Source organism: Serratia sp. ASV30 (assembly GCF_016428815.1).
Classification (GTDB): domain Bacteria; phylum Pseudomonadota; class Gammaproteobacteria; order Enterobacterales; family Enterobacteriaceae; genus Chania; species Chania fonticola_C.
Genome location: NZ_JAELTL010000028.1, coordinates 30,375 through 56,808, shown reverse-complemented (window position 1 = coordinate 56,808; position 26,434 = coordinate 30,375). Strand labels below are relative to the sequence as shown.

Annotated in this window: 27 protein-coding genes; 8 read left to right on the top strand and 19 right to left on the bottom strand. The window is 55.6% G+C overall.

The features are described 5' to 3' along the window. The first annotated feature begins 202 nt into the window (after window positions 1–202). The 3 genes from yfcG (at window position 203) to JHD74_RS14155 (ending at window position 2,301) form a co-directional block, all read left to right on the top strand. Entirely contained in the window at window positions 203–832 is a 630-nt protein-coding gene (gene yfcG / locus JHD74_RS14165) for a GSH-dependent disulfide bond oxidoreductase (protein ID WP_021806021.1), read from the top strand. Window positions 833–990: 158 nt separating this feature from the next. Next, window positions 991–1,368 (top strand): dihydroneopterin triphosphate 2'-epimerase, encoded by a 378-nt coding sequence (folX, locus tag JHD74_RS14160; protein ID WP_021178565.1) that lies wholly within the window; start codon window positions 991–993, stop codon window positions 1,366–1,368. A gap of 27 nt (window positions 1,369–1,395) precedes the next feature. Further along, window positions 1,396–2,301 carry a TIGR01777 family oxidoreductase gene (locus JHD74_RS14155; RefSeq protein ID WP_199062927.1) on the top strand — a complete coding sequence of 302 codons (906 nt, stop codon included), beginning with the start codon at window positions 1,396–1,398 and terminating at the stop codon, window positions 2,299–2,301. Between the two features lie 254 nt (window positions 2,302–2,555). Here JHD74_RS14155 and hisP read toward each other — a convergent pair whose 3' ends face one another. The 14 genes from hisP to pdxB form a co-directional block, all read right to left on the bottom strand. Further along, window positions 2,556–3,329 carry a histidine ABC transporter ATP-binding protein HisP gene (gene hisP / locus JHD74_RS14150; RefSeq protein ID WP_024530664.1) on the bottom strand — a complete coding sequence of 258 codons (774 nt, stop codon included), beginning with the start codon at window positions 3,327–3,329 and terminating at the stop codon, window positions 2,556–2,558. Window positions 3,330–3,345: 16 nt separating this feature from the next. After that, entirely contained in the window at window positions 3,346–4,053 is a 708-nt protein-coding gene (locus JHD74_RS14145; protein ID WP_024485209.1) for an ABC transporter permease, read from the bottom strand. Next, window positions 4,050–4,736 (bottom strand): histidine ABC transporter permease HisQ, encoded by a 687-nt coding sequence (locus JHD74_RS14140; RefSeq protein ID WP_024530663.1) that lies wholly within the window; start codon window positions 4,734–4,736, stop codon window positions 4,050–4,052. The genes JHD74_RS14145 and JHD74_RS14140 overlap by 4 nt, the downstream gene beginning before the upstream one ends. Before the next feature lie 96 nt (window positions 4,737–4,832). Further along, window positions 4,833–5,615 (bottom strand): histidine ABC transporter substrate-binding protein HisJ, encoded by a 783-nt coding sequence (gene hisJ, locus JHD74_RS14135; RefSeq protein ID WP_024530662.1) that lies wholly within the window; start codon window positions 5,613–5,615, stop codon window positions 4,833–4,835. 297 nt (window positions 5,616–5,912) lie between these two features. Beyond that, window positions 5,913–6,485 (bottom strand): UbiX family flavin prenyltransferase, encoded by a 573-nt coding sequence (locus JHD74_RS14130; RefSeq protein ID WP_024530661.1) that lies wholly within the window; start codon window positions 6,483–6,485, stop codon window positions 5,913–5,915. Between the two features lie 147 nt (window positions 6,486–6,632). Beyond that, entirely contained in the window at window positions 6,633–8,150 is a 1,518-nt protein-coding gene (purF, locus tag JHD74_RS14125) for an amidophosphoribosyltransferase (protein ID WP_021178572.1), read from the bottom strand. Between the two features lie 21 nt (window positions 8,151–8,171). After that, window positions 8,172–8,672 carry a colicin V production protein gene (gene cvpA / locus JHD74_RS14120; RefSeq protein WP_024485212.1) on the bottom strand — a complete coding sequence of 167 codons (501 nt, stop codon included), beginning with the start codon at window positions 8,670–8,672 and terminating at the stop codon, window positions 8,172–8,174. Between the two features lie 541 nt (window positions 8,673–9,213). Next, entirely contained in the window at window positions 9,214–9,957 is a 744-nt protein-coding gene (gene dedD, locus JHD74_RS14115) for a cell division protein DedD (protein ID WP_199062926.1), read from the bottom strand. Then, on the bottom strand, window positions 9,958–11,223 hold the full coding sequence (folC, locus tag JHD74_RS14110; protein WP_024530659.1) for a bifunctional tetrahydrofolate synthase/dihydrofolate synthase: 1,266 nt from the start codon (window positions 11,221–11,223) through the stop codon (window positions 9,958–9,960). Window positions 11,224–11,378: 155 nt separating this feature from the next. Further along, entirely contained in the window at window positions 11,379–12,287 is a 909-nt protein-coding gene (accD, locus tag JHD74_RS14105) for an acetyl-CoA carboxylase, carboxyltransferase subunit beta (RefSeq protein ID WP_021178576.1), read from the bottom strand. 231 nt (window positions 12,288–12,518) lie between these two features. After that, entirely contained in the window at window positions 12,519–13,181 is a 663-nt protein-coding gene (locus JHD74_RS14100) for a DedA family protein (RefSeq protein ID WP_199062925.1), read from the bottom strand. 80 nt (window positions 13,182–13,261) lie between these two features. Then, entirely contained in the window at window positions 13,262–14,083 is an 822-nt protein-coding gene (truA, locus tag JHD74_RS14095) for a tRNA pseudouridine(38-40) synthase TruA (RefSeq protein ID WP_199062924.1), read from the bottom strand. Next, on the bottom strand, window positions 14,083–15,093 hold the full coding sequence (locus tag JHD74_RS14090; protein WP_024485602.1) for an aspartate-semialdehyde dehydrogenase: 1,011 nt from the start codon (window positions 15,091–15,093) through the stop codon (window positions 14,083–14,085). The genes truA and JHD74_RS14090 overlap by 1 nt, the downstream gene beginning before the upstream one ends. Before the next feature lie 103 nt (window positions 15,094–15,196). Beyond that, the gene (gene pdxB / locus JHD74_RS14085; RefSeq protein WP_199062923.1) at window positions 15,197–16,318 is read right to left on the bottom strand and encodes a 4-phosphoerythronate dehydrogenase PdxB; all 1,122 of its coding nucleotides are present in this window, start codon (window positions 16,316–16,318) and stop codon (window positions 15,197–15,199) included. A 254-nt stretch (window positions 16,319–16,572) separates the two neighbouring features. Between pdxB and JHD74_RS14080 the strand changes: the two genes are divergently transcribed. Next, window positions 16,573–17,154: a common pilus major fimbrillin subunit EcpA gene (locus tag JHD74_RS14080; protein WP_024530656.1), complete on the top strand. Its 582-nt coding sequence runs from the start codon at window positions 16,573–16,575 to the stop codon at window positions 17,152–17,154. A 16-nt stretch (window positions 17,155–17,170) separates the two neighbouring features. Here the strand turns inward: JHD74_RS14080 and JHD74_RS14075 are convergent, their stop codons facing one another. Further along, window positions 17,171–17,944, bottom strand: a complete 774-nt coding sequence (locus JHD74_RS14075) for a helix-turn-helix domain-containing protein (protein ID WP_024530655.1) — start codon at window positions 17,942–17,944, stop codon at window positions 17,171–17,173. A gap of 108 nt (window positions 17,945–18,052) precedes the next feature. On the opposite strand from JHD74_RS14075, the gene JHD74_RS14070 reads away from it, so the two are divergent. Then, the gene (locus tag JHD74_RS14070) at window positions 18,053–18,946 is read left to right on the top strand and encodes a DMT family transporter (RefSeq protein WP_024530654.1); all 894 of its coding nucleotides are present in this window, start codon (window positions 18,053–18,055) and stop codon (window positions 18,944–18,946) included. 351 nt (window positions 18,947–19,297) lie between these two features. On the opposite strand, the gene JHD74_RS14065 is transcribed toward JHD74_RS14070, so the two are convergent. Next, window positions 19,298–20,710 (bottom strand): sensor histidine kinase, encoded by a 1,413-nt coding sequence (locus tag JHD74_RS14065; RefSeq protein ID WP_024530653.1) that lies wholly within the window; start codon window positions 20,708–20,710, stop codon window positions 19,298–19,300. Continuing rightward, the gene (tctD, locus tag JHD74_RS14060; RefSeq protein ID WP_024530652.1) at window positions 20,697–21,371 is read right to left on the bottom strand and encodes a transcriptional regulator TctD; all 675 of its coding nucleotides are present in this window, start codon (window positions 21,369–21,371) and stop codon (window positions 20,697–20,699) included. Before tctD ends, JHD74_RS14065 begins: the two co-directional genes overlap by 14 nt. A 123-nt stretch (window positions 21,372–21,494) precedes the next feature. Between tctD and JHD74_RS14055 the strand changes: the two genes are divergently transcribed. The 3 genes from JHD74_RS14055 to JHD74_RS14045 are packed head-to-tail and all read left to right on the top strand — an operon-like array spanning window position 21,495 to window position 24,453. Beyond that, a complete protein-coding gene (locus JHD74_RS14055) occupies window positions 21,495–22,475 on the top strand; it encodes a tripartite tricarboxylate transporter substrate binding protein (RefSeq protein WP_199062922.1) in 981 nt (326 codons plus the stop codon). 14 nt (window positions 22,476–22,489) lie between these two features. After that, window positions 22,490–22,921, top strand: coding sequence for a tripartite tricarboxylate transporter TctB family protein (locus JHD74_RS14050; protein ID WP_024530650.1), 432 nt, complete (start codon window positions 22,490–22,492; stop codon window positions 22,919–22,921). Window positions 22,922–22,932: 11 nt separating this feature from the next. Further along, window positions 22,933–24,453, top strand: coding sequence for a tripartite tricarboxylate transporter permease (locus JHD74_RS14045; RefSeq protein ID WP_199062921.1), 1,521 nt, complete (start codon window positions 22,933–22,935; stop codon window positions 24,451–24,453). 79 nt (window positions 24,454–24,532) lie between these two features. On the opposite strand, the gene JHD74_RS14040 is transcribed toward JHD74_RS14045, so the two are convergent. Both JHD74_RS14040 and JHD74_RS14035 read right to left on the bottom strand, forming a co-directional pair. Beyond that, complete coding sequence (locus JHD74_RS14040; RefSeq protein ID WP_024530648.1) at window positions 24,533–25,162, bottom strand: CatB-related O-acetyltransferase; 630 nt, start codon at window positions 25,160–25,162, stop codon at window positions 24,533–24,535. Between the two features lie 184 nt (window positions 25,163–25,346). Beyond that, window positions 25,347–26,333, bottom strand: a complete 987-nt coding sequence (locus tag JHD74_RS14035) for a DMT family transporter (protein ID WP_024530647.1) — start codon at window positions 26,331–26,333, stop codon at window positions 25,347–25,349. Window positions 26,334–26,434 lie beyond the last annotated feature (101 nt).

Below are 26,434 nucleotides of genomic sequence, written 5' to 3'. Positions count from 1 at the left end.
CCCATTATTGTCCTCCCCATCTGCGGTACTCCGCGTGACCAAAGCCTGGATCCAACATCACGCAATCGTATAAGCTGTAACAGTACCCTCTGCATCCGCGATAGGGCCACCGATAAAGCCCAAGCGGATGCTCGCATAGCCTCAAGCGAACCAACCGATCTATGCTCATCTTATCTTGATGTTTTATAAGGAGTATTATCATATGATTGATCTGTATTACGCACCGACTCCCAATGGGCACAAAATTACCCTGCTTTTGGAGGAGGTTGGTTTACCTTATCGTATCCATCGCGTAAATATCAGTGCTGGCGATCAATTCACACCAGCGTTTTTAGCCATTTCTCCCAACAACAAAATCCCGGCAATCGTCGATCAACAACCCGTTGACGGTGGGGCTCCCATCAGCCTGTTTGAATCGGGTGAGATCCTGCTCTATCTGGCAGAGAAAACCGGCAAGCTGCTCAGCAAAGGGGTTCGCGAACGGGCAGCAACGCTACAGTGGTTATTTTGGCAGGTCGCCGGATTTGGGCCGATGCTTGGGCAAAATCATCACTTCAACCACTATGCCCCCCAACCTGTCCCCTACGCGATAGAACGCTACCAGCAGGAAACCAAACGCCTGTATGGCGTACTGGAAACCGAGTTGCAACGGCACCCTTACCTGGGCGGCGACAACTACAGCATTGCCGATATTGCGACTTATCCCTGGGTTGTGTCTCATCCGCGCCAGCGCATCGATCTGGCGGATTATCCGGCGGTGCGCAACTGGTTTGAACGCATCCGTAACCGCCCGGCAACGGAACGTGCCTATAAATTGGCAGATCAAGCCTAACGCGGCCCTCCCCCCTCTCTTACATCGTGTACACATCGGAGAGGGGAAACCGGTGTGATCTCCCCCGCGTTGCTCTCTTTAAGCGTCTGGCTACATTATCTTTTCTTCACTTTCCGTGTATTCTGAGTACAAACAATCAGACCTCCGGAGAATCTCTGATGCCATGCCAGCAACCCGATGCCATTATCCGTATTAAAAACCTGCGGTTACGCACCTTCATCGGTATCAAGGAAGAAGAAATCAACAACCGTCAGGATGTTCTGATCAACGTGGCGATCCACTACCCGGCGGACAAGGCGCGTAATAGCGAAGACATTAGCGACGCCCTCAACTATCGCACCATCACCAAGGCGATCATTCGCCATATTGAAGACAATCGCTTCGCGCTGTTGGAAAAATTAACTCAGGATGTGCTCGACATAGTGAAACAACATCCATGGGTAACCTATGCTGAAGTAGAGATAGATAAATTGCTGGCCCTACGTTATGCCGACTCGGTTTCCATGACCATGAGTTACCGACGAGAAACCGCTTAGCACTCACCCCTACCAGGGAGGCCGACCATGAAGATCCTGATTACCGGCGCAACTGGGTTGATCGGCAGTAGCCTGACCAGGCAACTGCTGCACCTTTCGCATGAGCTCACCCTGTTGACGCGCAACGTCGCCAAAGCACGGGATAAGTTCGGCGATCGGCTCAGCTACTGGGCTTCGCTTGATGAACAACGCTCTCTGGACGGTTTTGATGCTGTGATCAACCTGGCGGGTGAGCCAATTGCGGACAAGCGCTGGAGCAAGGCGCAGAAAGAACTGCTGTGCCGCAGCCGTTGGGATTTGACCGAACGGTTAGCTAAGCTGATCGCCGCCAGCAATACACCACCTTCGGTACTGATTTCGGGCTCGGCGGTCGGTTATTACGGCGATCAGGGCCAGGCGGTGGTAACGGAAGAAGAACCTCCGCACGATGAATTTACCCACCAGCTGTGTCAACGCTGGGAAGCTTTGGCCCTTCGGGCACAAAGTAGCTACACACGCGTCTGCCTGCTGCGTACCGGCGTTGTCTTGTCGCCCAAAGGGGGAGCACTGGCGAAAATGCTACCGCCATTCCGTATGGGCTTAGGCGGGCCGATCGGCAATGGCCGCCAGTATCTGCCCTGGATCCATATCGACGATATGGTCAATGCCATCATTTACCTGTTGGACAATCCTCCGCTGCGTGGGCCCTTCAATATGGTGGCACCTTATCCGGTGCATAATGAACAGTTCACCGCCACCCTGGCCAAGGTGCTGGATCGCCCGGCGTTTCTTCGTGCGCCCGCCTTTGCCATGCGCTTACTGATGGGTGAAGCGGCGGTGTTGGTATTAGGTGGGCAACGGGCGGTGCCGAGGAGGTTGGAAGAGGCGGGGTTTGTTTTCCGTTTCTTTGAGCTGGAGCAGGCGCTGGATGATGTGATCAATCAGCAGGCTTGATGACCTCTCCCACAGGGAGAGGGCGCTGTCAGCCCCTGCTTTGTTGGAAGTAAAGAGGTCATCACAGCATACTCGATCGACCCCTTATCCAAAATACATCTCCCTTTTGACACCTCTTTTGTAAAGGGAAAATTTATCACCCTAAGTTGGTGCCCAAGATCATTAAGCCAAATCAATCACGGCATTTTCAGCCCACTCGATCGGTCCCCTCTCCCTGTGGGAGAGGGTTAGGGTGAGGGTGAGGGGCAAAATATCTACTTCAGCGCTCCGGAAAGGAACTGCTGCAAACGTGTGCTCTTAGGGTTACCAAACAACTCCGCAGGCGGCCCCTGCTCTTCAATCAGCCCCTGATGCAGGAAAATGACGTGGCTGGAGACATGGCGCGCAAACTCCATTTCGTGCGTCACCACCACCATGGTTTTCCCCTCTTCCGCCAATTTCTGCATAATGCGCAGCACTTCGCCCACCAGTTCAGGATCCAGCGCCGAAGTCGGTTCGTCGAACAGCAGCACTTCCGGCTCCATTGCCAACGCCCGGGCAATAGAAACCCGTTGCTGTTGCCCACCGGAGAGGTGAACCGGGTATTTGATTTGTGCCCGCGCATCAATGCCGACCTTATCCAGATAGCGCACCGCCCGTTCCCGCGCCTCGGCCTTGCTCAGCCCCAGTACCTGGATTGGAGCTTCCATCACGTTCTCCAACACCGTCATGTGGCTCCACAGGTTGAAATGCTGGAACACCATCGTCAGGCGGGTACGCAGCAGCTGCAGCTGTTTCTTGTCAAAGACTCTAAGCTGGCCATCCTTGTCGCGCACCATGCGAATATTTTCATTATTCAGGCTGATGGTGCCTTCGCTGGGCTTCTCCAGGAAGTTGATGCAACGCAGAAAGGTACTTTTACCGGAGCCGGAAGAACCGATAATGCTAATCACATCGCCCGCATTGGCCGCCAGGGAGACCCCTTTCAGTACTTCATGGTCACCATAACGCTTGTGCAGTTCGGTGACGGCTAATTTTTGTTCAGGCATGGTGGATCCCCGTCATTCATCGATGAGTTACGTGCGCCATCCAGCGTTTTTCTGCCCTGCGGAACAGGCTGATCAACGTGTAGGAGATAATCAGATACAGCACGGCCGCAATGCCAAAGGCATAAAACGGCTGGTAGGTCGCCGCGTTGATATCACGGGCTACCTTCAACAGGTCCGGTACCGTGGCGGTAAAGGCCAGTGCGGTCGAATGCAGCATCAGAATAACTTCATTGCTGTACGCTGGTAATGCCGAGCGCAGCGCCGAAGGCAAAATAATGCAACGATACAGCTTAAAGCTGGAAAACCCATAGGCCCTGGCCGCTTCAATTTCTCCGTGCGGCACCGAACGAATGGCCCCGGCGAAAATCTCCGTGGTATAGGCACAGGTATTCAGCGTTAGTGCCAAAATGGTGCAGTTTAATCCGCTGCGGAAAAACGCATTGAGCAGTTCGGTGCCCCGCACGATTTCCAGGCTGTACATACCGGAATAAAACACCAGCAATTGTACGTACAGCGGCGTACCGCGGAAAACATAGGTATACAACCATACCGGATAACGCACCCAACGGGTGGAAGAAACCCGAGCTACCGCCATCGGAATGGCCAGCAGCCCGCCCATGACCACCGAGGAGATCAGCAGCCACAGGGTCACCGCCACACCGGTATAGCGATAGCCATCGGTCCACAGCAGTTGCTGCCAATACTGATGCAGGATATCGATCATAGTTCGGCCCTTTTGACGCCCAATGAATAACGCCGCTCAAGCCACAGCAACACGCCGTTGGAAATCGTGGTGAATAACAGATACACCAAGCCTGCGACAATGGCATAGAAGAAAGGCTGATAGGTGCCCTTTCCTGCCAGCTGCGTGGCCTTTACCAGATCGTTGAGTCCAAGAATGGAGACCAAGGCCGTCGCCTTGAGGATCACCTGCCAGTTATTACCGATGCCGGGTAACGCAAAGCGCATCATGGCCGGGAACAGAATGCGACGGAAAATCTGCGCGTTGGAAAAACCGAAGGCGGTAGCCGCCTCGATCTGACCACGAGGCACCGCCAGGTAGGCTCCCCGGAAGGTTTCGGTGAAATAGGCTCCGTAGATAAAGCCCAGGGTAATAATGCCCGCCCCCAGCGGATCGATATCAATCTGTGAGAAGCCAAAAAACTCCGTCACGCTGTTGAGGGCAATTTGCAGACCGTAGAAAATCAACAGCATCAACACCAGGTCCGGCACGCCACGGATCAAGGTGGTATAAGCACCAAAGATCGTGGAAATAACAGGGTTTTGCGAAAGTTTACCGCCAGCGCCGATCAAACCAATCACCACCGCCAGCAATACGGAGCTGAGGGCCAGCTCCAGCGTCACCAGAGCCCCCTCAAATATCAGTTGGGAGTAACCTTGTAGCATTTACGTCACCCTGTCGTCATTGAGCACGTCATGACACTCCAGCCAGAACAGGCCCGGAGAACCGGGCCTGTTGCCATAGAGAGTACCCGACAGGAATTAGCCGCCGTAAACGTCAAAGTCGAAGTATTTTTTCGCGAACTTATCGTAGGTGCCGTCTTTGCGCATTTCGGCAAAGGCTTTGTCTAACGCCGCTTTCAGCTCGGTTTCATCCTTGCGCAGGCCCATACCGGTGCCGACACCAAAGAATTTATCGTCCTTCACCGACTCACCGGCAAACGCGTACTCCTTGCCTGGAGGCTGTTTCAGGAAACCTTCGCTCGCTGCGACTTCATCCTGAAACGCTGCGTCAATACGCCCGGAAGCCAGATCCGCGTACACCAGATCCTGATTCTGGTAAGGCACCACGGTCACGCCTTTTGGCTGCCAATTGGCGTTAGCAAAGGCTTCCTGGGTGGTACCCTGCAATACGCCGATGCTTTTGCCCTTCAGCGCATCGACGGTTGGCAGGATCTTGGAGCCTTTGGGTGCGATCAGGCGTGAGTTGGCCGCAAACAGCTTGTCGGTAAAGGCAATTTCCTGCTGGCGTTTTTCGGTAATGGACAGAGAAGAGATGATTGCGTCGATTTTCTTCGCTTTCAGGGAGGGGATCAGCGCATCAAAATCGCTTTCCACAAAGATACACTTGGTATTTATGCGTTTGCACAGCTCGGTGGCCAGATCGATATCGAAGCCAACCAGTTGACCCTGCGCATTTTTCGACTCAAACGGCGCATAAGTGGGATCGGTACCGATTTTCAGCGTGGAAGGTAATGCGGCGAATGCACTGCTAACCGCGCTCAAAGCCAAAACTAAAGGGAGAACTTTAACAAGCTTTTTCATAATTACCCTCAAATGGATATTTTTGCCGATGCCACTACGGGCATTACTTTCATCACACACAGGATCTGCAGTAATCATGCCACTTTGTCATTAGCGAGCGCGGGGAACGGCCACGCTCTGTTCAAAGCTCTTCCCAGAGACAATCAACGACAAAATGAACGGCAAACTCGGGCTTCGCCACGGAAAACCAGCAAGATACTGAAACAGAGTGCATGGGGAAGCAGGATCATTATGATGCATCAATCGCACTAAATCAGTGCGATGTTGCACAAATGTATAAATTTGAGGGTAAGTTAGTTAATTAACGCCTTGCCAACGCGTGAAGAGATCTTGCGGCAGTTCGATGTCAAACTGGTCGATGACCCGATTAACGGTCTGATCGATAATATCGTCAACGGTTTGCGGACGATGGTAGAAAGCCGGTACCGGCGGCATAATCACCGCCCCCATCTCCGCTGCCTGGGTCATCAGCCGCAGATGGCCTAGGTGCAACGGCGTTTCGCGCACGCAGAGCACCAGTGGCCGACGCTCTTTGAGCACCACATCGGCGGCGCGAGTCAACAACCCATCGCTGTAACTGTTGACGATGCCAGATAACGTTTTGATTGAGCATGGCAAAATCACCATCCCCATGGTTTTGAACGATCCGGAGGAAATACTGGCGGCAATATCACGCGCATCGTGCACCACATCGGCCAAGGCCTGAACGTCACGCAGGCTCAGAGAAGTTTCCAGGGCCAGCGTCTGGCGTGCCGCGTTGCTCATTACCAGGTGGGTTTCCACCTCTTCTACCCCACGCAGCACCTGCAATAAGCGCACGCCGTAGATAGCGCCGCTGGCGCCGGAAATACCGATAATGAGTCTTTTCATCAAGCTGGCCTTTGTCGGGAAATATGCCGTAAGGATAGCCGAATAGGGGCAGGTTTGGCAGCAACCTTCGTAGATTCGAGGTGGGAATAAGACAATGCACCGTAACCAACGCTACGGTGCACCGTTTTGGTGAGCTACGCGGGCGCGTTAGCCCTCGTTATGCATTTCCAGATTTTCTGCTTCCGTCTGGCCGCGCAACGCTTTGGCATCGTCATTACGCAGCGTTTCCAGATATTCCAGATAGCTCTGGTCAACGTCTTTGGTCACGTAGATGCCGTTAAACACCGAGCATTCGAACTGGGCGATGTCCGGGTTCTCTTCGCGTACAGCGGCAATCAGGTCATCCAGATCCTGGAAAATCAGGCCGTCGGCACCAATAATCTGGCGGATTTCGTCCACTTCACGGCCATGGGCAATCAGCTCCGTCGCGCTCGGCATATCGATACCGTACACGTTAGGGAAGCGGATCTCCGGTGCGGCAGAAGCCAGATAAACCCGTTTGGCCCCGGCGTCACGCGCCATCTCCACGATCTGCTCTGAAGTGGTACCACGGACGATGGAGTCATCAACCAGCAGCACGTTCTTATCGCGGAATTCGGCACGATTGGCGTTCAGCTTGCGGCGTACCGACTTACGGCGAGCCTGCTGGCCCGGCATGATGAAGGTGCGGCCAACATAGCGATTCTTGACGAAGCCCTGGCGATACGGCTTATCCAGAATACGGGCAATCTCCAGCGCGATATCGCAAGAGGTTTCCGGGATCGGGATCACCACGTCGATATCCAGATCTTCCCATTCGCGCGCAATCTTCTCACCCAATTTCTGCCCCATACGCACGCGAGCGCTGTAGACGGAGATCTTGTCCATAAAGGAGTCAGGACGGGCAAAATAGACATACTCGAACAGGCAAGGATTGGTTTTTGGGTTCTCAGCGCACTGGCGAGTGAACAGCTGGCCTTTTTCGGTGATATACACCGCTTCGCCCGGCGCCACATCGCGCAGGAAGTCGAAGCCCAAGGTATCCAGCGCCACGCTCTCAGAGGCCACCATGTACTCACAGCGGCCATCTTCCAGCTCACGTTTGCCGATCACCAGCGGGCGAATGCCGTTGGGATCGCGGAACGCCACCAGACCGTGGCCGATAATCATGGCCACGCAGGCATAAGCGCCACGCAGTTGCTGATGCATCGCGGCAACGGCGGTAAAAATGTTGTCGGACTCCAGTGGATAATGCGGGAAACGGTCAAGCTCGGTGGCCAGCACGTTCAGCAGGATCTCGGAATCGGAAGTGGTGTTGACATGACGACGGCCACGTTCAAACAGCTGTTGGCGCAGTTCGTGGGCGTTGGTCAGGTTGCCGTTGTGTGCCAGCGTAATGCCGAACGGCGAGTTGACATAGAAAGGTTGAGCTTCTGAAGCGCTGGAGCTGCCAGCCGTTGGGTAACGTACATGGCCAATGCCCATGTTGCCCTGCAGGCGCAGCATATGGCGGGCTTCAAAAACATCTTTCACCAGACCATTTGCCTTGCGCAGGCGGAACCCATTATGGGCATCAATAGTGACGATGCCAGCGGCATCCTGTCCACGATGCTGGAGCACCATCAATGCATCATAAATCGACTGGTTTACCGGCATAAAACCGGCGATACCGACAATACCGCACATGTTGTCTTTTCCTCTAAGCCGCTACCGCCCCGGTAATTGGGTTGGTAAGAAACTCGACGTGCTTTGCAGATAGTCAAAGAACCATCTGATGATGTAACTGAACTGGGGGATCAACTGTGACTGTTTCCAGTCCGCACTTTGCGACAGGGTGGTAAAGGTATCCAGGAAGAACAGTATCGCTGCTACGATCAACACGCCGCGCAGTGCGCCGAAACACACGCCCAGCACCCGATCGGTGCCCGATAATCCGGTTTTCTCTACCAGTGACCCAATCACATAGTTAACGATAGCGCCCACAATCAGCGTTGCAATAAACAAAATGGCAATCGCAATGCCGTTACGTACCAGCTCATCTTCAAAACGGGTGAAGTAGGCTGCAAGGTATGGGTAGAAATGGCTGGCAACAAAGAACGCACATCCCCATGTCACAAGTGACAATGCTTCGCGAACAAAACCTCGGATCAGGCTCACCAGAGCCGAAAATCCAATCAACGCTATAATGACGTAATCAATCCAGACCATGAACTATTCCAATGATGAATCGCCCCTGCATCCAATCGCGGCGAATTCTAACAGAAAAAGAAAACGTTTGCGTAGCGGATTTCCCACCACGTAACAAATAAAAAACGGCGATGTTACCCTATGGATTTCAAGCTGCAGCTAGTCGACAAGCTATCTCATCCTCAGGAGCTTACGTTTAGTAAGTGACTGGGGTGAGATAGCGCAGGTAACAACGCTGCTGCTTGAAAGACGACGGGTATTAAAATTGCTAATCGCCGCGCCTACTTAGGTCATCAGGCCTGTGAAAGGCACATTTTTAGTGGTGATTTGGCAATCCTCCTCCTTGAGCACAGTGGCCCCTCACCCTAACCCTCTCCCACAGGGAGAGGGGATCGTCCGAGTCGCTGTTAGCTGCTGTGACACAATTCCAACTTCCCCGAACCTTGGATTAAGTGAGCAAGAGTATTAGAACCCCTGCCCCTCTAAGCACAGTGCCTGAGGGAACGCTCCCTCTCCCTGTGGGAGAGGGTCGGGGTGAGGGGCATACGGCAGACCCAATGGATCAACGCGCGCTATACGCCTTCACCTGCCCGCTTAACCCACTGATCCCATTCAGCTCCGCCAGCGAAGCCTGCAGTTTTTGCTTCGAGGCATCTGGGCCAACGTAGATGCGGGTGATTTCCCCCTGCACCGGCGTGGAGGGCACGGTATAAGCCCGGTGCCCAGACAGGCGCAGCGAAGCGACGATCTCATTGACCTTGGCAGCATTCTTCAACGCCCCCAACTGCACCACATAAGCCTGGCCAACCGGTGCCTTTTCTTCAACCGCAGGTTTGGTTTCAGGCTTCGGCTCTGGTTTCACTTCCGGTTTTGGCTCTACCTTTGGCGGTGTTGGCACCGGCTTAGGTTTCACTTCCACTGGCTTCACCTCTACCGGTTTAGGTTCCACAGGCTTAGGTTTAGTTGGCTGAACCGGTTTGGTTTCGATAGGTGGCGGAGCAACAACCGCAGGCTGCTGTGGTTGAGTCGTTTGATTAGCCGCCTGCTGGGCGGAAGCCTCGGCGGCGGCCTGCTGTTGTTCAACCAAAGCACCAGCCCCTTCAGGCGGCACTGAAGGTAGCGCCTGATTGGCCGGTGGGATCACGTCGATTTCATGAGCATCCCCAGGCTTGGGCACCAACGGGATCGCCGCAAACTCATCCTCATAATGCTTCTTTTTGCCGTCAAGCAGCCCCGGCAGGACAATCACCCCCAGGGCAACCAAAATCACGGTTCCGACCAGTCGATTCTGAAATTTACTTGCCACTCACACTCCCCGCCTCTCGTCTAACGCCGCCATCACGTGGGCAACAGTGTGGAAAGACCCACAGACGATCACAATATCCTGAATATCCGCGTCCTGCATAGCCTGACGCCAGGCAGTTTCGACATCGGCAAACTTGCGTGGTTCCGTTAAATACTGTGCCAGCAGCTCAACGCTGGCTCCGCGCGGGCCTTCCAGCGGCGCACAATACCACTCGTCCACCTGCTCGCTCAGGCAGGCCAGCGTACCGGCAATATCCTTGTCTGACAGCATCCCCACCACCGCGCGTACTACGCCGCCATTGCGGGGAAGTTTCGCCAGTCGCCCAGCCAGATAGGCCGCAGCATGGGGGTTGTGGGCAACGTCCAGGATCAGCTGCGGGTTCTGCTGCACGGTCTGAAAACGCCCTGGCAAAGCGGCCTGCTGTAGACCGGCAAAAATCGCCTTCTCGTCGATTTCCAGCGCTGAATAGTGCAGCGCAGCCAATGCCGTCGCCGCATTGGCCAAGGGGACGTTAGGCATTGGGAGATCGGTCAGGCGTGTGCCGCCCCCTTCCCATTGCCAGCGTTCGCCCTGTTCACTGAACGACCAGGCTTCATCACGGCGGTACAGTTGAGCGTTGAGATCTTCCGCTACCTGCTGGATGCTATGTGGCATATCCGGCTCACCGACCACGGCAGGCTTGCCGCCACGGAAAATCCCCGCCTTCTCGCGGCCGATGCTTTCACGATCGTGGCCTAGCCAGTCGGTGTGATCCAGCGCAATGCTGGTCACCACGGCGACGCTTGGCTCGACGATATTGGTCGCATCCAGACGCCCACCTAGCCCCACTTCCAGGATCACCACGTCAAGCTTAGCCTGTTTAAACAGCTGCAATGCCGACAGGGTGCCAAATTCGAAATAGGTCAGCGAGGTTTCCCCCCTGCCAGCTTCAATCGCGGCAAAAGAGCGGCTGTGTTCAGCCTCACTCAGCTCTTCACCCTGAATGCGAACCCGTTCGGTGTAACGCACCAGATGCGGTGAACTGTAAACCCCGACCCGCAGCCCGGTAGCCAGCAAAATGGCCTCTAACGTGCGGCAGGTGGTGCCTTTGCCGTTAGTACCGGCAACGGTAAATACGGTAGGAGCAGGAGTGAGAAGGTCGAGGTGCGCCGCAACGTGTTGCACACGCTCCAGGCCGAGTTCGATCGCCTGGCTATGCAGACGTTCCAGATAGTAAAGCCACGAGCTCAATGGCGACGTGGCTTGGGGAATTTGGTGGTTTTGCATGAGTCCCATCACTGACTTTGGGTTCATAAATCCGTAAGACGCATCGCCCTGACGACGTCAAAAGCGATGCTCTTCGTTTCCCGCCGCAACTTAGCCACAAAATGGCGGCGGAACCCGGCGCAGGCTTGCACCTATACCGGGTCTTTGTCTGCTCCTCAGGCGTCGGCCTGATTTTCCTGAGCGATGACCGGCGCCGCCTCATCGAAATGCGGCTGCGGCTGATTAGTCAGCTTGGAAAGAATGCTGGCCAGGGTCTGACGCATCACCGGGCGGCGCACGATCATGTCGATAGCGCCCTTTTCAATCAGGAACTCGCTGCGCTGGAAGCCCGGCGGCAGTTTTTCACGTACGGTTTGTTCGATAACCCGTGGCCCGGCAAAGCCGATCAGCGCTTTTGGCTCGGCAATGTTGATATCGCCCAGCATCGCCAAGCTGGCGGATACGCCACCCATGGTTGGATCGGTCAGTACCGAAATATACGGCAGGCCACGCTCTTGCAGCTTGGCCAACGCGGCGCTGGTTTTCGCCATCTGCATCAGCGACATCAGCGCTTCCTGCATACGCGCACCGCCACTGGCAGAGAAGCACACCAGCGGGCAGTTATCTTCCAACGCCTGCTCAACCGCACGCACAAAGCGCGCACCGACCACGGAAGACATAGAACCACCGATAAAGGCGAATTCGAAGGAGGCCGCGACGATCGGCATGCCATACAGCGTGCCCTTCATCACCACCAGCGCGTCTTTCTCGCCGGTTGCTTTCTGTGCGGCAACCAGACGATCTTTGTACTTTTTGGAATCCTTGAACTTCAGAACGTCTTTCGGCTCCAGTTCGCTGCCCAGTTCCACTTCACTGCCTTCATCCAGCAAGGTATGCAGACGCATACGGGCTGACATGCGCATGTGGTGGTCGCACTTGGGGCAGACCTCAAGGTTACGCTCCAGTTCGGCACGGTAAAGAACCTGACCACAGCTATCGCATTTGGTCCAGACCCCTTCAGGAATGCTCACCTTACGGGTTTGCGTAACATTGCTTTTGTTGAGAATTCGTTCAATCCAGCTCATCGATGACCTTTCTGTTTGAACCTGGCAGACCCTAGTCCGCTGTTCATGCCTTAACAATCCTCCCGGAACACACCCAATGCAAAAATGCCGAGCTCAGCGCAACAGGTGCGCTACCAAGGCATTGGCTTCAGGGTCGTTCGCGGGAACAGACCATAAATGTCGCTCATTAAACCATATCGGCCCGATTGTGTGGACAAAAAACTGGTCGAACCGACAGGTTAAGCGGTGTTTTTACTGTTTTTGTTGGCGGGCAGCCGCACGTTTATGGCGCCAGATTTCAATAATGCCCGGCAGAATTGAAACCAGGATGATGCCAACAATCAACAACTTCAAGTTTTCCTGCACGATCGGCAAGTCGCCAAACAGGTAGCCAGCATAAGTGAACAGCAGCACCCAAAGTAGCGCACCAATCACGTTATAGGCAGCAAAGTGGCGATAGGACATATGCCCCATGCCGGCCACGAACGGCGCAAAGGTGCGCACGATCGGCACAAATCGCGCCAGAATAATGGTTTTTCCGCCGTGTTTTTCGTAGAACTGGTGGGTTTTGTCCAGATAGCTACGACGGAAAATTTTCGAGTTCGGGTTGCTGAACAGCTTTTCGCCGAACAGCCGACCAATAGTGTAGTTGACGGCATCGCCAATCACCGCTGCAATCACCATCAATGCCACCATGGTATGCACGTTGAGATCGTTCGAAGGTAACGCGGCCAGCGCACCAGCGACAAACAGCAGAGAATCCCCCGGCAGGAACGGCGTAACCACCAGCCCGGTTTCACAAAACAGGATCAGGAACAGAATACAGTAAACCCACATACCGTATTGCGCGACCAGTTCTGCCAGGTGCACATCAATATGCAAAATAAAATCAATCAGAAACTTGATGATGTCCATAAACTCTCTCAATTGACCAGGTGTCTCTCTCACCCGGCGTTGGCACCAGTAAATAACGTATTAATCTGCCAGCCTGCCAGTTAATCGTCGGCTAAAAACAGCGGCCCCATCGGCGGCCGGGGTAAGGCAAACGACTCGGGATAATCAACCGCAACCAGGTACAGTCCTTCGGCCCGTGCGGTAGCGGCCGCCAGGCTGCGATCTTTGAGCGCCAACAGTTCGCCCATCCAGTTCTCATCCTGATTGCCACAGCCAATCTCAATCAGGCTGCCAACAATGTTGCGCACCATATGATGGACAAAGGCGTTGGCCTTTATATCTACCACGATATATTCGCCATAGCGCGAAACCTTAACGTGTTTTACGTTTCGCCACGGCGTGCGTGACTGGCATTGCACCGCCCGGAAGGAGGTAAAATCGTTTTCCCCCAGCAGGGCCTGTGCGGCACGATGCATGCGATCGGCGTCCAGCGGATGATAAAAGTGCGTCATCCCCTGCTGCAAGACCGCCGGGCGATAGCGGTGATTATAAATAATGTAGCGATAACGCCGCGCGGTAGCGCTGAAGCGAGCATGAAAATCGCTGCTGACCTCTTTCACCCAGCGTACCGCGATATCCGGTGGCAAATGGCTGTTCACCCCCATCGTCCAGGCGGCGTCTTTGCGCTGTGCGGCGGTTTCGAAATGCACCACCTGCCCAGTGGCATGCACTCCGGCATCGGTTCGCCCGGCGCAGAATACGCCGATCGGCGCATCCGCCACCTTGCTTAACGCTTTTTCCAGGCAAGCCTGGACGCTGGTAACCTCTTGCTGACGCTGCCAACCGTAATAACGGCTGCCGTCATACTCGATCCCCAGCGCAATTTTCAGCATTGGCTGGGTTGGCAACTCCACCTCGGACATCAGTACATCTGCTCCTGCAACAGCCGTTCAGCGGTTTCGATCGCCATCAACGCGCCGCCAAAGCGCACGTTATCGGCCACCGACCAGAACTGCAGCATCTCGGGGATACCATAATCATTGCGCAGACAGCCAATACTCAGCATATCGCTGCCGGAAGCTTCGGTAACCTGAGTTGGATAGTCGTCTTCTTCGCTCAGTTGGATATCTTCAGCTTGCTCCAGCTCGTGGCGAGCTTCTTCTGCCGCGATTGGGCGCAGCGCTTCCAGATGCACCACTTGTGCGTGGCCGTAGAACACTGGCGACTGAACGCAGCTCACCGAAATCGGCAGCCCTTCATCCTGCAACACTTTACGCACCTGATCGACGATCAGACGCTCTTCACGCACGCTGCCCTGCTCATCGGTCATCAATGGCAGCAGGTTAAACGCCAACTGCTTGGCGAACACGCCCGGCTCTGCGGGGATGCCGTTCAGCAGACGCGCACTCTGGCCTGCCAGATCGTCCACCGCGACCTTGCCGCGAGCCGAAACCGACATCAACGTAGTGACGTGCAAACGGGAAAGCCCGGCCTGTTCGGTCAGCGGCTTAATCGCCGTCAACAGCTGGCTCACCATGCTGTCGGCCACTGCCACGATATTGCGGTTGCGATAATCCGCCAGCACCTGCGGGTTAACGCCAGGCACCACCAACGGCACGTCCGGCTCCAGGGCAAAATGGCCGCTGGTGTCGATCACCAGGCAGCCCATGTTGCCCGCATCATCGGCGTAACGGGCAGCGGCTTCGCTACCGGCAACAAAGAACGCCAGTTGCGCCTGCGACCAGTCGAATTCTTCTACATTTTCCACCAGCAAGGATTTGCCGTTGAAACGCACCGTCGCACCAGCACTGCGCTCGCTGGCTAAAGGAAAGAGTTCACCCACCGGGAACTGGCGTTCCTGTAGCAATTCCAGCAACGCTTCACCTACTGCGCCAGTGGCACCGAGCACAGCGATATTCCAGCCGTCAGACATTGGGTTTCTCCAGAGTATTTGATTCAAATGCAAACGGGCGATGCACTCACCGCCCGATAAACTTTACCGCCAATTGCCTTAAGGCAACCTTATGCTCGCCCTGTTACAGAACGCCGAAGCCCAGTTTGTGCAGTAGTTCTGCACTCGCACTGTCATCACACTGCACCCGCAGTGAAGACCACTCTCGGCGTTCCTGATAATGCTTGCGTAGTCGATCGAACTCACCCGGCAGCCCGGCAACTTGCCGCAGCGGCGCATCATCGCGGCGCACATCATACACCAAGTGCATCAATCGTTTTAACTTGCCTTCGTCCAGCGGCCCATTGAGACGGATTTCGCTGAACTCTGGCACCGGCAGCAGCGAGGCCAGCTCAATAGATTGCGGCTGCCCAAGATGCTGAGCAAAGGCTTCAAACACCTGTGTGGTGCCGCGTGCTTTACCTTCCAGCGTGTAACCGGCGATATGGGCGGTGCCGATATCCACGAGATCCAACAACGGCACGCTGAGATCCGGCTCCGGCTCCCACACGTCCAGTACCGTACTCAATCGCTTACCCCGCTCCAACACGTTAAGCAACGCGGCGTTATGTACCACGGCACCCCGGCAGGCGTTGATCAGAATGCGATCGTCGGGCAAGGCATCCAGCAGATCCGCGTTGGCCAGATGCAACGATTTATACGGGCCAGTCTTGTTCAACGGAGTATGGAACGTCAGCACGTCGGCCTCTGCCACCAGCTTTTCCAACGGCCAGAATTCGCCGCTGTCTCCACGATCGGCGCGCGGTGGATCGCACAGCAGCGTACGCACGCCCAAGGCTTTCAGACGAGCGTCCAGCCGAGAGCCAACGTTACCCACCCCCACGATCCCAACGGTTTTATCACGCAAAGAGAAACCATCGCGCTCCGCCAACAGCATTAATGACGAAAGCACATATTCCACCACCGCAATGGCATTACAACCAGGCGCGGCCGAGAAACCAATCCCTGCCAGCTGCAACCACGCCTCATCCACATGGTCGGTCCCCGCCGTCGCGGTGCCAACAAAACCGATCTTGGTGCCAGCCAACAGCTCCTGATTCACTTTGGTCACCGAGCGCACCATCAAGGCGTCGGCTCCGGCCAGCGCATCGGTTGGGATCGGGCGGCCAGGCACGGCCTGCACTTCCCCCAAGCGGCTAAACAAATCCACCGCGTAGGGCATATTTTCATCAACCAGTATCTTCACGTCACTCTCCAAAGATCTACCCGTGCCTTTCAAGCTGCAGCTTGAAATTCATAGGGTATAGGTAAGCAGTAGCTACAAAATAGTGTGCCACCGAATGGCTTGGAAACCCAAGCTTGTTATGCCCGGTGAAATAACGATGTTTTTCTTCTAAGCTTTATTGAGTTCTTTCCGATAATTATCACGCAAGGAGGCGAACCTTCGCGTTAGCGACCGGCTAACGGGCAGAAACAAATCGAAAATCAAGGGCGTTAACCATGAAAAAAGCGACACTTGTTCTGGCGATCGTGGCAACACTCACAGCCGTTGGTACCGCTCAGGCTGAAAACGTGACTTCACAAGCATTGGCCACCTGGCCTGCGATAGCGGTGAAAGACTCCGCCAGCCAATTGGTCGTTACGCCCATTGGCAGCCTGTATTTCCAATATGCTGAAAGCGTCAAGCGCTTCAACAGCCAGCAAGGCGTGTTCGACGTGGCTCTCGAAGGCGAAGGCACCGCGATTAAACTGACCGCCAAACTGGTTTCCAATACCCTGACTCAGTTGGGCACCTCCGGCTCTACCCTGGAAGTGGGGGTTAAACACCACGGCGCTGCGATAACAAAAACCGCTCAAACCACCCTGATTGATACTTCTGCCGGTATGTCAGGCGGTAACCTGAGTAAACTTGCCAACGCTGACAAACAGCCTGGCCGCCAGGGTGCGCAAGACCACTTCGATTTCACTATCATCGGTGCGACGGCCGATGGCACGACCCCAGTGACCGACTTCAGCACCTTGCCGGCAGGGACCTGGAGTGGTGATGTAAACGTTCGGTTCGACGTAACCTGGGCCAGTTGATGTCGTGTTGGGAATGTCATGCCCGGCGGAAACGTTCTGGCGTGGTGCCGGCGATCTGCTGGAACATCACAATAAACGCGGAAGCCGAGCTGTAGCCCACATCGAGCGCCACATCCTGCACGGTTTTCCCCTGTTCGAGCAGTGAAAGCGCATGTAAAAAACGCAGGCGCTGCCGCCACTCGCTAAACGACATGCCCAGTTCCTGCTGGCAGCGGCGCGAAAGCGTCCGTTCGGTGGTATACACCTTGCTGGCCCACACCGCCAATGAGGTGTTGTCCGCAGGGCAACGCTCTAGAGCCTGTAACACTGGCCCCAAAAACTTGTCTTGTGAGGTCGGCAGATAGGTCTGTTGAACCGGTGAAATCCGCAGTTGGTCGATCAGCACCCGACAAAGACGCAGATCCTCTTCGCTAGTGGGCTCCAGCATTTTGCGCCCCAGGCAATCTTCAACAATAGCGCTGAACACCGGCGAGACGTTGATCAAACAGGCCTCTTCTGGCAACCCGACGCATAAGGATTTGGCGATATTGATGGTGCGGAACAGCACCGGTTTGCGGTTATGGCTGGAATGCTCCATTCCCGGCGGCAACCAGACGGCAAACTCCGGCGGGGCCAAAAAGCGCTGCCCGGCAATATTCAGCGCGATCACCCCGGTTTTGACGCAAATCAGCTGCCCCCAGTCGTGGCTGTGCGGCAGATATTCGGTATCCGCATTGGTTTCTTCGCAGCGGAAAAACAGCGTGCGCGGAGCAGCGACGTCTGCGGTGGGATAATTACGGGTTTCGGCCATGGTGAAGTTGTCTTGATTTCGCGAAATGCTGTCTGATTTTGACTATATATAATAAACCGGACACGGGTAGACTAGCCAGCATGTTATTCGTTGTTGAGAATTATTATCATGAACGTGCTCTTTCCCCTGCTGGCAGTGCTGATCTGGTCGATTAACGCCGTAGTCAGTAAAGTATCGGCAACCGCCATCGATCCGGCGGCCATCTCCTTCTATCGCTGGGCATTGGCGCTGATCGTGCTCACCCCTTTCGTACTACCAGGAGCGATCCGCAATTGGCCAGCCATTCGCGCCAACTGGTGGAAACTAATGATCCTAGGCCTGCTGGGGATGGTGCTCTATCAAAGCCTGGCCTATTACGCCGCACATAGCGTCAGCGCGCTGTTTATGGGCATCCTCAACTCCCTGATCCCGCTGTTGACGGTGTTAATTGGCATCTTTGTCCTGCGCGTTGCCCCCACCGTGGGTATCGCACTGGGCAGCATCCTGTCGCTGGGCGGGCTGGTGTGGCTGGTTAGCGCGGGGCAACCGGGGCTGCTGCTGCAACATGGCATCGGCAAAGGCGAGCTGATGATGTTCGCCGCTTCGGCCTCCTACGCCCTGTACGGCGTGTTGACCAAACGTTGGGCGATCCCGTTGCCCAACTGGCAGTCGTTGTATGCGCAGATCGTGTTTGGCGTGGTACTACTGTTGCCGAACTTCCTGATGGCACAGGATGTACAGCTTACCAGCCAGAACATCCCACTGGTGCTGTTTGCCGGTATCCCTGCTTCGATTGCCGCGCCGTTCCTGTGGATCCAAGGGGTGATGCGCCTGGGAGCTAACAAGGCGTCGATCTTTATGAACCTGGCACCGGTGTTCACCGCGATAATTGCGGTCCTGTTCCTGCATGAACAGTTGCATAGCTACCATCTGATTGGTGGCGGTGTCGCTCTGCTGGGGGTGATCTTGTCACAGCGCCTGCGCACGCCATTAGGGCGCAGAAAAAGCACCGTAACACCGTAATCACCGGCCCCTCACCCTAACCCACAGGAGGACCGATCGAGTTCGCTTGAAAGTGCTGTGATCAATCATGAGCATTAGTTGACTCATCTGGGATGGAGAGGCGCTCAAATTTTGCTGGGATGATCTTCTTTCTCCCAACAGAGTAAGGGCTAACAGCTCCCTCTCCCACAGGAGGACCGATCGAGTTCGCTTGAAAGTGCTGTGATCAATCATGAGTATTAGTTGACTCATCTGGGATGGAGAGGCGCTCAAATTTTGCTGAGATGATCTTCTTTCTCCCAACAGAGTAAGGGCTAACAGCTCCCTCTCCCTGTGGGAGAGGGTTGGGGTGAGGGGGAAATACGTCCCCTTTCACCCCAACAGCTTAAAGCGTATCCGTACCAACAGACCGCCTAGCGCGTCAGAACTCAGCAGTTCCGGGCGGGTGCCGTGATAAGCGGTAATATCTTTAACCAATGCCAGTCCCAACCCAGCCCCAGGCTGATCGCCTACGTTATCCAAACGACGAAACGGTTGCAGCGCAGCGACCGTCTGATCCTGAGCAATGCCTGGCCCGCTGTCTTCTATCTCTAACAGTCCCTGCCCATCCACCATCAATAAACGGGCGGTCACAATCCCCTTGGCTGGCGTGTATTTCAGTGCGTTATCCAACAGGTTGGCGCAAAGCTCCGCCAACAGCAACGCCTCACCGCCCACCCAACACACTCCCGCTCCTTCGTAGCCAAGATCGATCTGCTTGCTGCGGGCCTGCGGCAGCCGCGAAAAACAGGCGTCACGTAACACCTGCGCTAGATTAACCGGCAGCAACTTACGCTCGGCCTGATGCTCGTGCGCCTTCAGCCGCGAGAGGTATAGCAGGCGATCGGTCAACGCGACGGTACTGTCCAGAGTGGCGCTCATCCCTTCCAGACTCTCACGCCATTGCTCGGGCCGTTCGCTGGCCAATGCCACTCCTACCTGGGTTTTCAAAACCGTGAGCGGCGTACGTAGCTGGTGGGAGGCATCGGCACTAAAACGTTCCTGACGCGCCACCATCAATCGCAACCGCTCAATATAACGGTTGAATGCCAACAGCAGCGGCTGCATTTCCGACCAGGGCAACACCATTGGCAAAGGCGTCAGTTCCCCCGGTTCGCGCCGCAGCATCATGCTGGACAGCTTGCGCAACGGTTGCAGCAGCTTTTTCAACAGGATGTAAGCCAGAATGAGCGTCAATACCACCACTGTCCCCTGGCTGAGCAGCGCCGCCAGCAGCATCTGCCGTGCCAGATAGCGCCGCGACTCCAGCGTTTCCGCCACCAGAATGGTCGCCATCCCCATAACCCCGCCCTCATTCACCGGCTGGAACAGCGCCGCCACGCGGATTGGCTGTCCGCGATAGTGCGCATCGTAAAAATGCACCAGGGCCGGATAGAGGTTGGAACGAGGAATATAGGGCGGCATCTTGGGCAAATCGTTATAGCCCGAAATATTCCGCCCCTCGGGGGATATCACCTGATAGTACAGCCGGTCGTTCATATTGCGCTCGAAGCTGTCCAGCACCACATAGGGCACATCCACCTCCAGGCGCTGATTGCGCACCACCAGCCTCTCCGCCACCGTGCGGGCCGACGCCAATAAGGTACGATCGTAGGCCAGCGTCGCCGCACTCATCGCGCTGAAATAGTGGGTGTAGATTGAGATCCCACCCAATGCCAGCAACGGCAAACCAAAGAACAGCAGCAACTGATAGAACAACGAACGCGGTGCTTTAAACCACCTCATCGCACAGCTCCAGGCTGTAGCCCAGACCCCGCAACGTCACGATCGCCACGTTGCTCCCCTGGAGTTTTTTACGTACGCGATGAACGTAAAGTTCGATGCTTTCGGGATTAGCCTCGTCAGAGAGCGTAAACACTTGCTCAAACAGTTGCTGCTTGGCGACCGGACGGCCACGGCGATGCATCAAGGTGGTCAGCACCGCCAGCTCACGGGGAGTTAACGACAGGGGTTTTTCTGCCAGCAAGAAATAGCCCTCGTCGTGATAGGTCAGCAAGCCGTATTGCAATGCCTGTTGCGTCACACCAACGCTGCGGCGCAGCAACGCCCGGATGCGAGCCTCTAATTCATCCAGTTCAAAGGGCTTGGTGAGGTAGTCGTCAGCCCCAAGATTCAGCCCTTTAACCCGATCGGCCACCTCGGTACGGGCCGTCAATAGCAATACTGGCAGAGTCTGCCCACGCTTACGCAGCCGCGCCAACAGATCCAGGCCATTGAGCCGGGGCAGTGCGACATCCAGTACCACCAGCGCATAGCTCTCGTGCAATAACAGATGGTCTGCCGCCACGCCGTCTATCGCCACATCCACCGCAAACCCAAGGCCGGTAAGGGCTTTCTGCAACCAATGAGCCAGCTCGGGGTGATCTTCCACTAACAAGAGACGCATATCACATCCTGTAAACTTTCCCGGTCGCTGAAAGGTAAATGAAAGGTTTATGTTTTAACAATTTGGCAACCCCGTGTCAGCGGGGATTCTCACAAACTGAAACAAAACCGATGGGGAAACGTCATGAAAACAATAATTACCCGTACGCTTACCGCCACTGTTCTGCTGTTCGCCGCCAACCAGGCGTTCGCCGTGGAAGCGCCAAAACGCACCGAATGTATCGCCCCGGCCAAACCCGGCGGAGGCTTCGATCTCACCTGCAAACTGATTCAGGTCTCCTTGCAAGAAACCAAGGCTATCGATAAGCCGATGCGCGTCACCTATATGCCCGGCGGCGTGGGAGCCGTTGCCTATAACGCCATCGTTGCCCAGCGGCCAGCCGAATTTGGCACCGTGGTAGCGTTCTCTGGCGGTTCCCTGCTGAACCTGTCGCAAGGCAAGTTTGGCCGCTACAACGTGGATGATGTTAAGTGGCTGGCGGCAGTGGGCACCGATTACGGCATGATCGCCGTACGTGCCGATTCGCCTTACAAGACGCTGAAAGACCTGATGACAGCCTTCCAAAAAGACCCGAACAGCGTGGTATTTGGTGCTGGAGCCTCCATTGGCAGCCAGGACTGGATGAAAACCGCCCTGCTGGCCCGTGAAGTTGGCGTAGATCCCCACAAGATGCGCTATGTGGCGTTTGAAGGGGGCGGCGAGCCGGTGACCGCGCTGCTGGGTAATCACATTCAGGCGGTGTCCGGCGATCTGAGTGAGATGGTGCCTTACCTGAAAGGAGACAAACTGCGTGTGCTGGCGGTGTATGCCGAAGAGCGCCTGCCGGGAGAGTTGGCAAGCGTCCCTACTGCCAAGGAGCAGGGGTTCAATCTGGTGTGGCCGATCATCCGCGGTTTCTATCTTGGCCCAAAGGTCAGCGAGGCCGAGTATCAGTGGTGGATCGACACCTTCAAAACCATGACGGCAACCGAGGAGTTCAAACAACAGCGCGATCTACGCGGCCTGTTTGAATTCAACCTGACCGGCAAAGAATTGGATACCTACGTGAAAAATCAGGTTACCCAGTATCGTGAACAGGCCAAAGCGTTCGGGCTGGCCAAATAACCGGGGGGATTGGCATGAGCGATCGTATTTTTGCTGCTCTGTGGCTACTGCTGTGCGGCGGCGGCCTGTTTCTCGGTTGGGGCATCCAGAGCGAATACAGCTACGAACCTTTGGGGCCACGCCCCTTCCCTTTGGCCATCCTGAGCCTGATGGCCCTGTGTGCCGCATTGCTGCTGTTGCGTCGGCCACAGTTAGTCGAGTGGCCACATAAAAACGTGCTGCAACGCCTGCTGGTGCTGGTGATCACGCTGGTGCTGTACGCCTGGGGATTCGAGTGGCTCGGTTTCCCACTGGCAACGGCTCTGCTGACTTTCAGCATTGGCCTGCTGTTCCAGGCCAGCATCAAAGCCGCGTTGATTTCAGGTACCGTAATGGGCGTTTCTCTGTTCTACGCCTTTGACTATTTACTGGATGTCACACTGCCACTCGGCGTTTGGCTGAGCTAACGGGAGCGATAATGGAAACCTGGATGTATTTATCACAAGGGTTCGAAGTGGCGCTACTGCCTCAGAACCTGATGATTGCCCTGATCGGCTGCTTCGTGGGTACCATCGTCGGGCTGCTGCCGGGCCTTGGCCCGATCAACGGCGTGGCGATCCTCTTACCACTGGCTTTCGCCTTGAAGCTGCCCGCCGAGTCGGCCTTGATCCTGCTGGCCACCGTGTATATCGGCTGTGAATACGGGGGGAGGATCTCTTCGATCCTGCTCAACGTCCCGGGGGATGCTGCCGCAATCATGACCGCGCTGGATGGCTACCCTATGGCCCAACAGGGCCGTGCAGGAGTTGCCCTGTCGATCTCCGCTGTCAGCTCTTTTACCGGCTCGCTGGTCGCCATTATCGGCATTATTCTGTTCGCCCCGATGCTGGCCCGCTGGTCGCTGGCGTTTGGCCCAGCGGAATACTTTGCCCTGATGGTCTTTGCTATTGCCTGCCTTGGCAGCATGATGAGCCAGAACCCGTTGAAATCCCTGTTGGCGGCCCTGATTGGTCTGGGGCTGGCCACCGTGGGGGTGGACGCCAATACTGGCGTATATCGTTTCACCTTCGACAGCGTGCACCTCTCCGACGGCATTCAGTTTATTGTGGTGGTGATCGGGCTGTTCTCGGTCAGCGAGATCTTGCTGATGCTGGAAAGCACCAGCACGGGCCAGAAGCTGATCCGCAAAACCGGCCGTATGCTGTTTAACCGTAAAGAGGCTGCCGAGTGCGTTGGCCCAACTCTGCGATCCTCCTTTGTCGGTTTCTTCGTCGGTATTCTGCCCGGTGCCGGAGCGACCATTGCCAGTGCGCTTACTTATATGACGGAGAAGCGCATCAGCGGTAACAGTGAGTCATTCGGTAAAGGGGATATTCGTGGCGTCGCCGCGCCGGAGGCTGCCAATAACGCTTCCGCCTGCGGTTCGTTTATCCCGATGCTGACCCTGGGCGTACCGGGTTCAGGCACTACGGCGGTCATGATGGGCGCACTAACGCTGTATAACATCACCCCTGGCCCGGCAATGTTCACCGAACAGCCGGATATCGTTTGGGGGCTGATCGCCGCGCTGCTGATCGCCAACGTCATGCTGTTGATCATGAACATCCCGTTGATTGGCCTGTTCACCCGTATGCTGACCGTGCCGCTGTGGTTCCTGGTACCGGCGATCGCCGCCGTTTCCGCAGTAGGGGTCTATGCGGTGCACAGCACCACCTTCGATTTACTGCTAATGGTGGGGCTCGGCGTGTTTGGCTATATCCTGCGCAAAATGCACTTCCCGATGTCGCCGCTGATCCTGGGATTTGTGCTGGGGGAAATGCTGGAGCAAAACCTGCGCCGAGCGTTGTCCATCAGCAACGGGAACTTTGACATTCTGTGGAGCAGTGCCATTGCCCAATGCCTGTTGGTGCTGGCCGTCGCGGTGTTGGTGTTACCCCCACTGCTGCGCAAACTCCGCAAGCACCGCCGTATTACTGGGAAAGCGACGGAAGTCAAGTAATGCAAAAAGGGCGCTGCACATGCAGCGCCCCGATGTTGTGAGCCGGTTGAACATCGGGCGGGTTAACCCGCCCGACTTATTATTGGCGTATAACCTCAACAGCTTGTTCCAAGGCCGTAATATCATCGCTGGCCAACAAAGGCTGGATGCTGGCGAACGCTTCGGCAGGCAAATCGTAAATCTGCAACGCGAGTAAACGCTCGATTGTCTCCGCAGAGAACCGCCGTTTAATCATCCGGGCCGGATTACCGCCAACGATAGCGTAGGGCTCGACATCCGCAGTCACCACGCTACCGGCGGCAACTATCGCCCCTTCGCCAATCGTCACGCCAGGCATCAGCATGGCCCGCATCCCGATCCAGCAGCCGTCGCCAAGGCTGGTATCACCTTTAGGCAAATAAGACGCCTGGATGGTTTCCATAAAGGGATACAGGCTCAGCCAATCAATACGATGGGTATGATTCCCGCCCATCAGGATCACTGCTTCGGCACCGATACAGACATAATCGCCAATGTGCAACCTGTCTAGCTTCCCCAGGGGCTCCCACTGTTGGCTGACCGCATCGCCGTGCAAATAGCGCACCACGGAACGTTCAAAGCTGTCATCCCAGCAATGGCTGTAATAACTGTGGGTTCCCTTGATCAGGATATTGGGGTTGGTTACCGTCTGGTGGAGTAATTCTACTTGTGACCAGTGTTTCTCAGTCATGGCTTCTTCTCTTAATTTATTGCAAGAGCCACGGAACGTAATGTCAGTGGCAGCGTTTTCCGTTCATAAAACACTGCCCCATCAAGCGATAAGCGCTCGTTTTAACCTTGGATTAATGATCATTTTCTGTTTGCACCCTGTTGTTTCGCGGCCAATGGTAACAAACTGGCGCAGAAAACCAAGCCTACTTGGCTTTTCTCAGCATCAATACCCCGCCCATCACCAACGCGCTACCCAGTAGCTGCAACTGGTTCATGTTTTCCCCCAGCAGGAAATAGGCAATGACCGCGGTAAATACCAGCTCCAGCGACAGGATCAGGTTGGCCACCGCCAGCGGCAGGGTTTTCAGGCTGATATTATACAGGCCAAACCCCAGCAGCGTTGGCCCGGCGGCCAGCGTGAGCAGCAACAGCCAGCCGCTCCACTGAATACCTTGAACGCCCTGGGACAGAAACCACAGGTCCCCCGCCATACCGTGAAATGCCGCCAAGGGGAAAAACGTCAGCAAGGTGTTGAACAACCATTGGTACACGGCGGAAAAACCAAATACGTACAGGATGGTATTCCACACCGGGTAACGCCGCTCGCTGGCGATACGCCCGCCGAGGGTATACAGGGTGTAACCAATGCCGGACAGCATGCCGACCATCAGCCCCAACAGATCAAAACGGCTGTTGCCCATGCTGTCGCCGTTGCTAACCAGGAAGCAGCCGCCCAGGCTGACCACAATCACCAACAACTCGCGCAGGTTGAGGCGTTCGTTGTACATCATCCAGCCCAGGAACACGGTAAAACCGACCGAACAATAGGTCAAAATAGTCGCCACCGAGGCGCCATTGAGCGCCACCGACAGCGTCCATAAGCTGTTAAACAGCGCCAACAACAAACCGTAGCCAGCGTAGAACGGCACCTGTTCACGACGCAGATAGGCCCATTGCGGTTTGAACAGCAGCAATAACGGTAGCAATACCAGGGCCACCAGGGCCGCACGCCAGAAGGCCAGCACAAACGTCGGTAGATGGTAATACTCGGTCAGCGCGCGGATGATGATGGCGGTGAAGGCCAGCAGCATGGCACTGATTATGGCGATCACGTAACCCTGGTTGGTTCCCCGCAGGAGCCCACCACTAACCACAACTGGTTCTGCTACAACACCCGACGGTAACGACATAACACCCTCAAAATTCCACCGCATAATCATCTGGTGGAGATTTTAACGCGGCCAGATTTTGCCACCATAGCCACTTTGCTACGATGTTATGCAGGCCACTT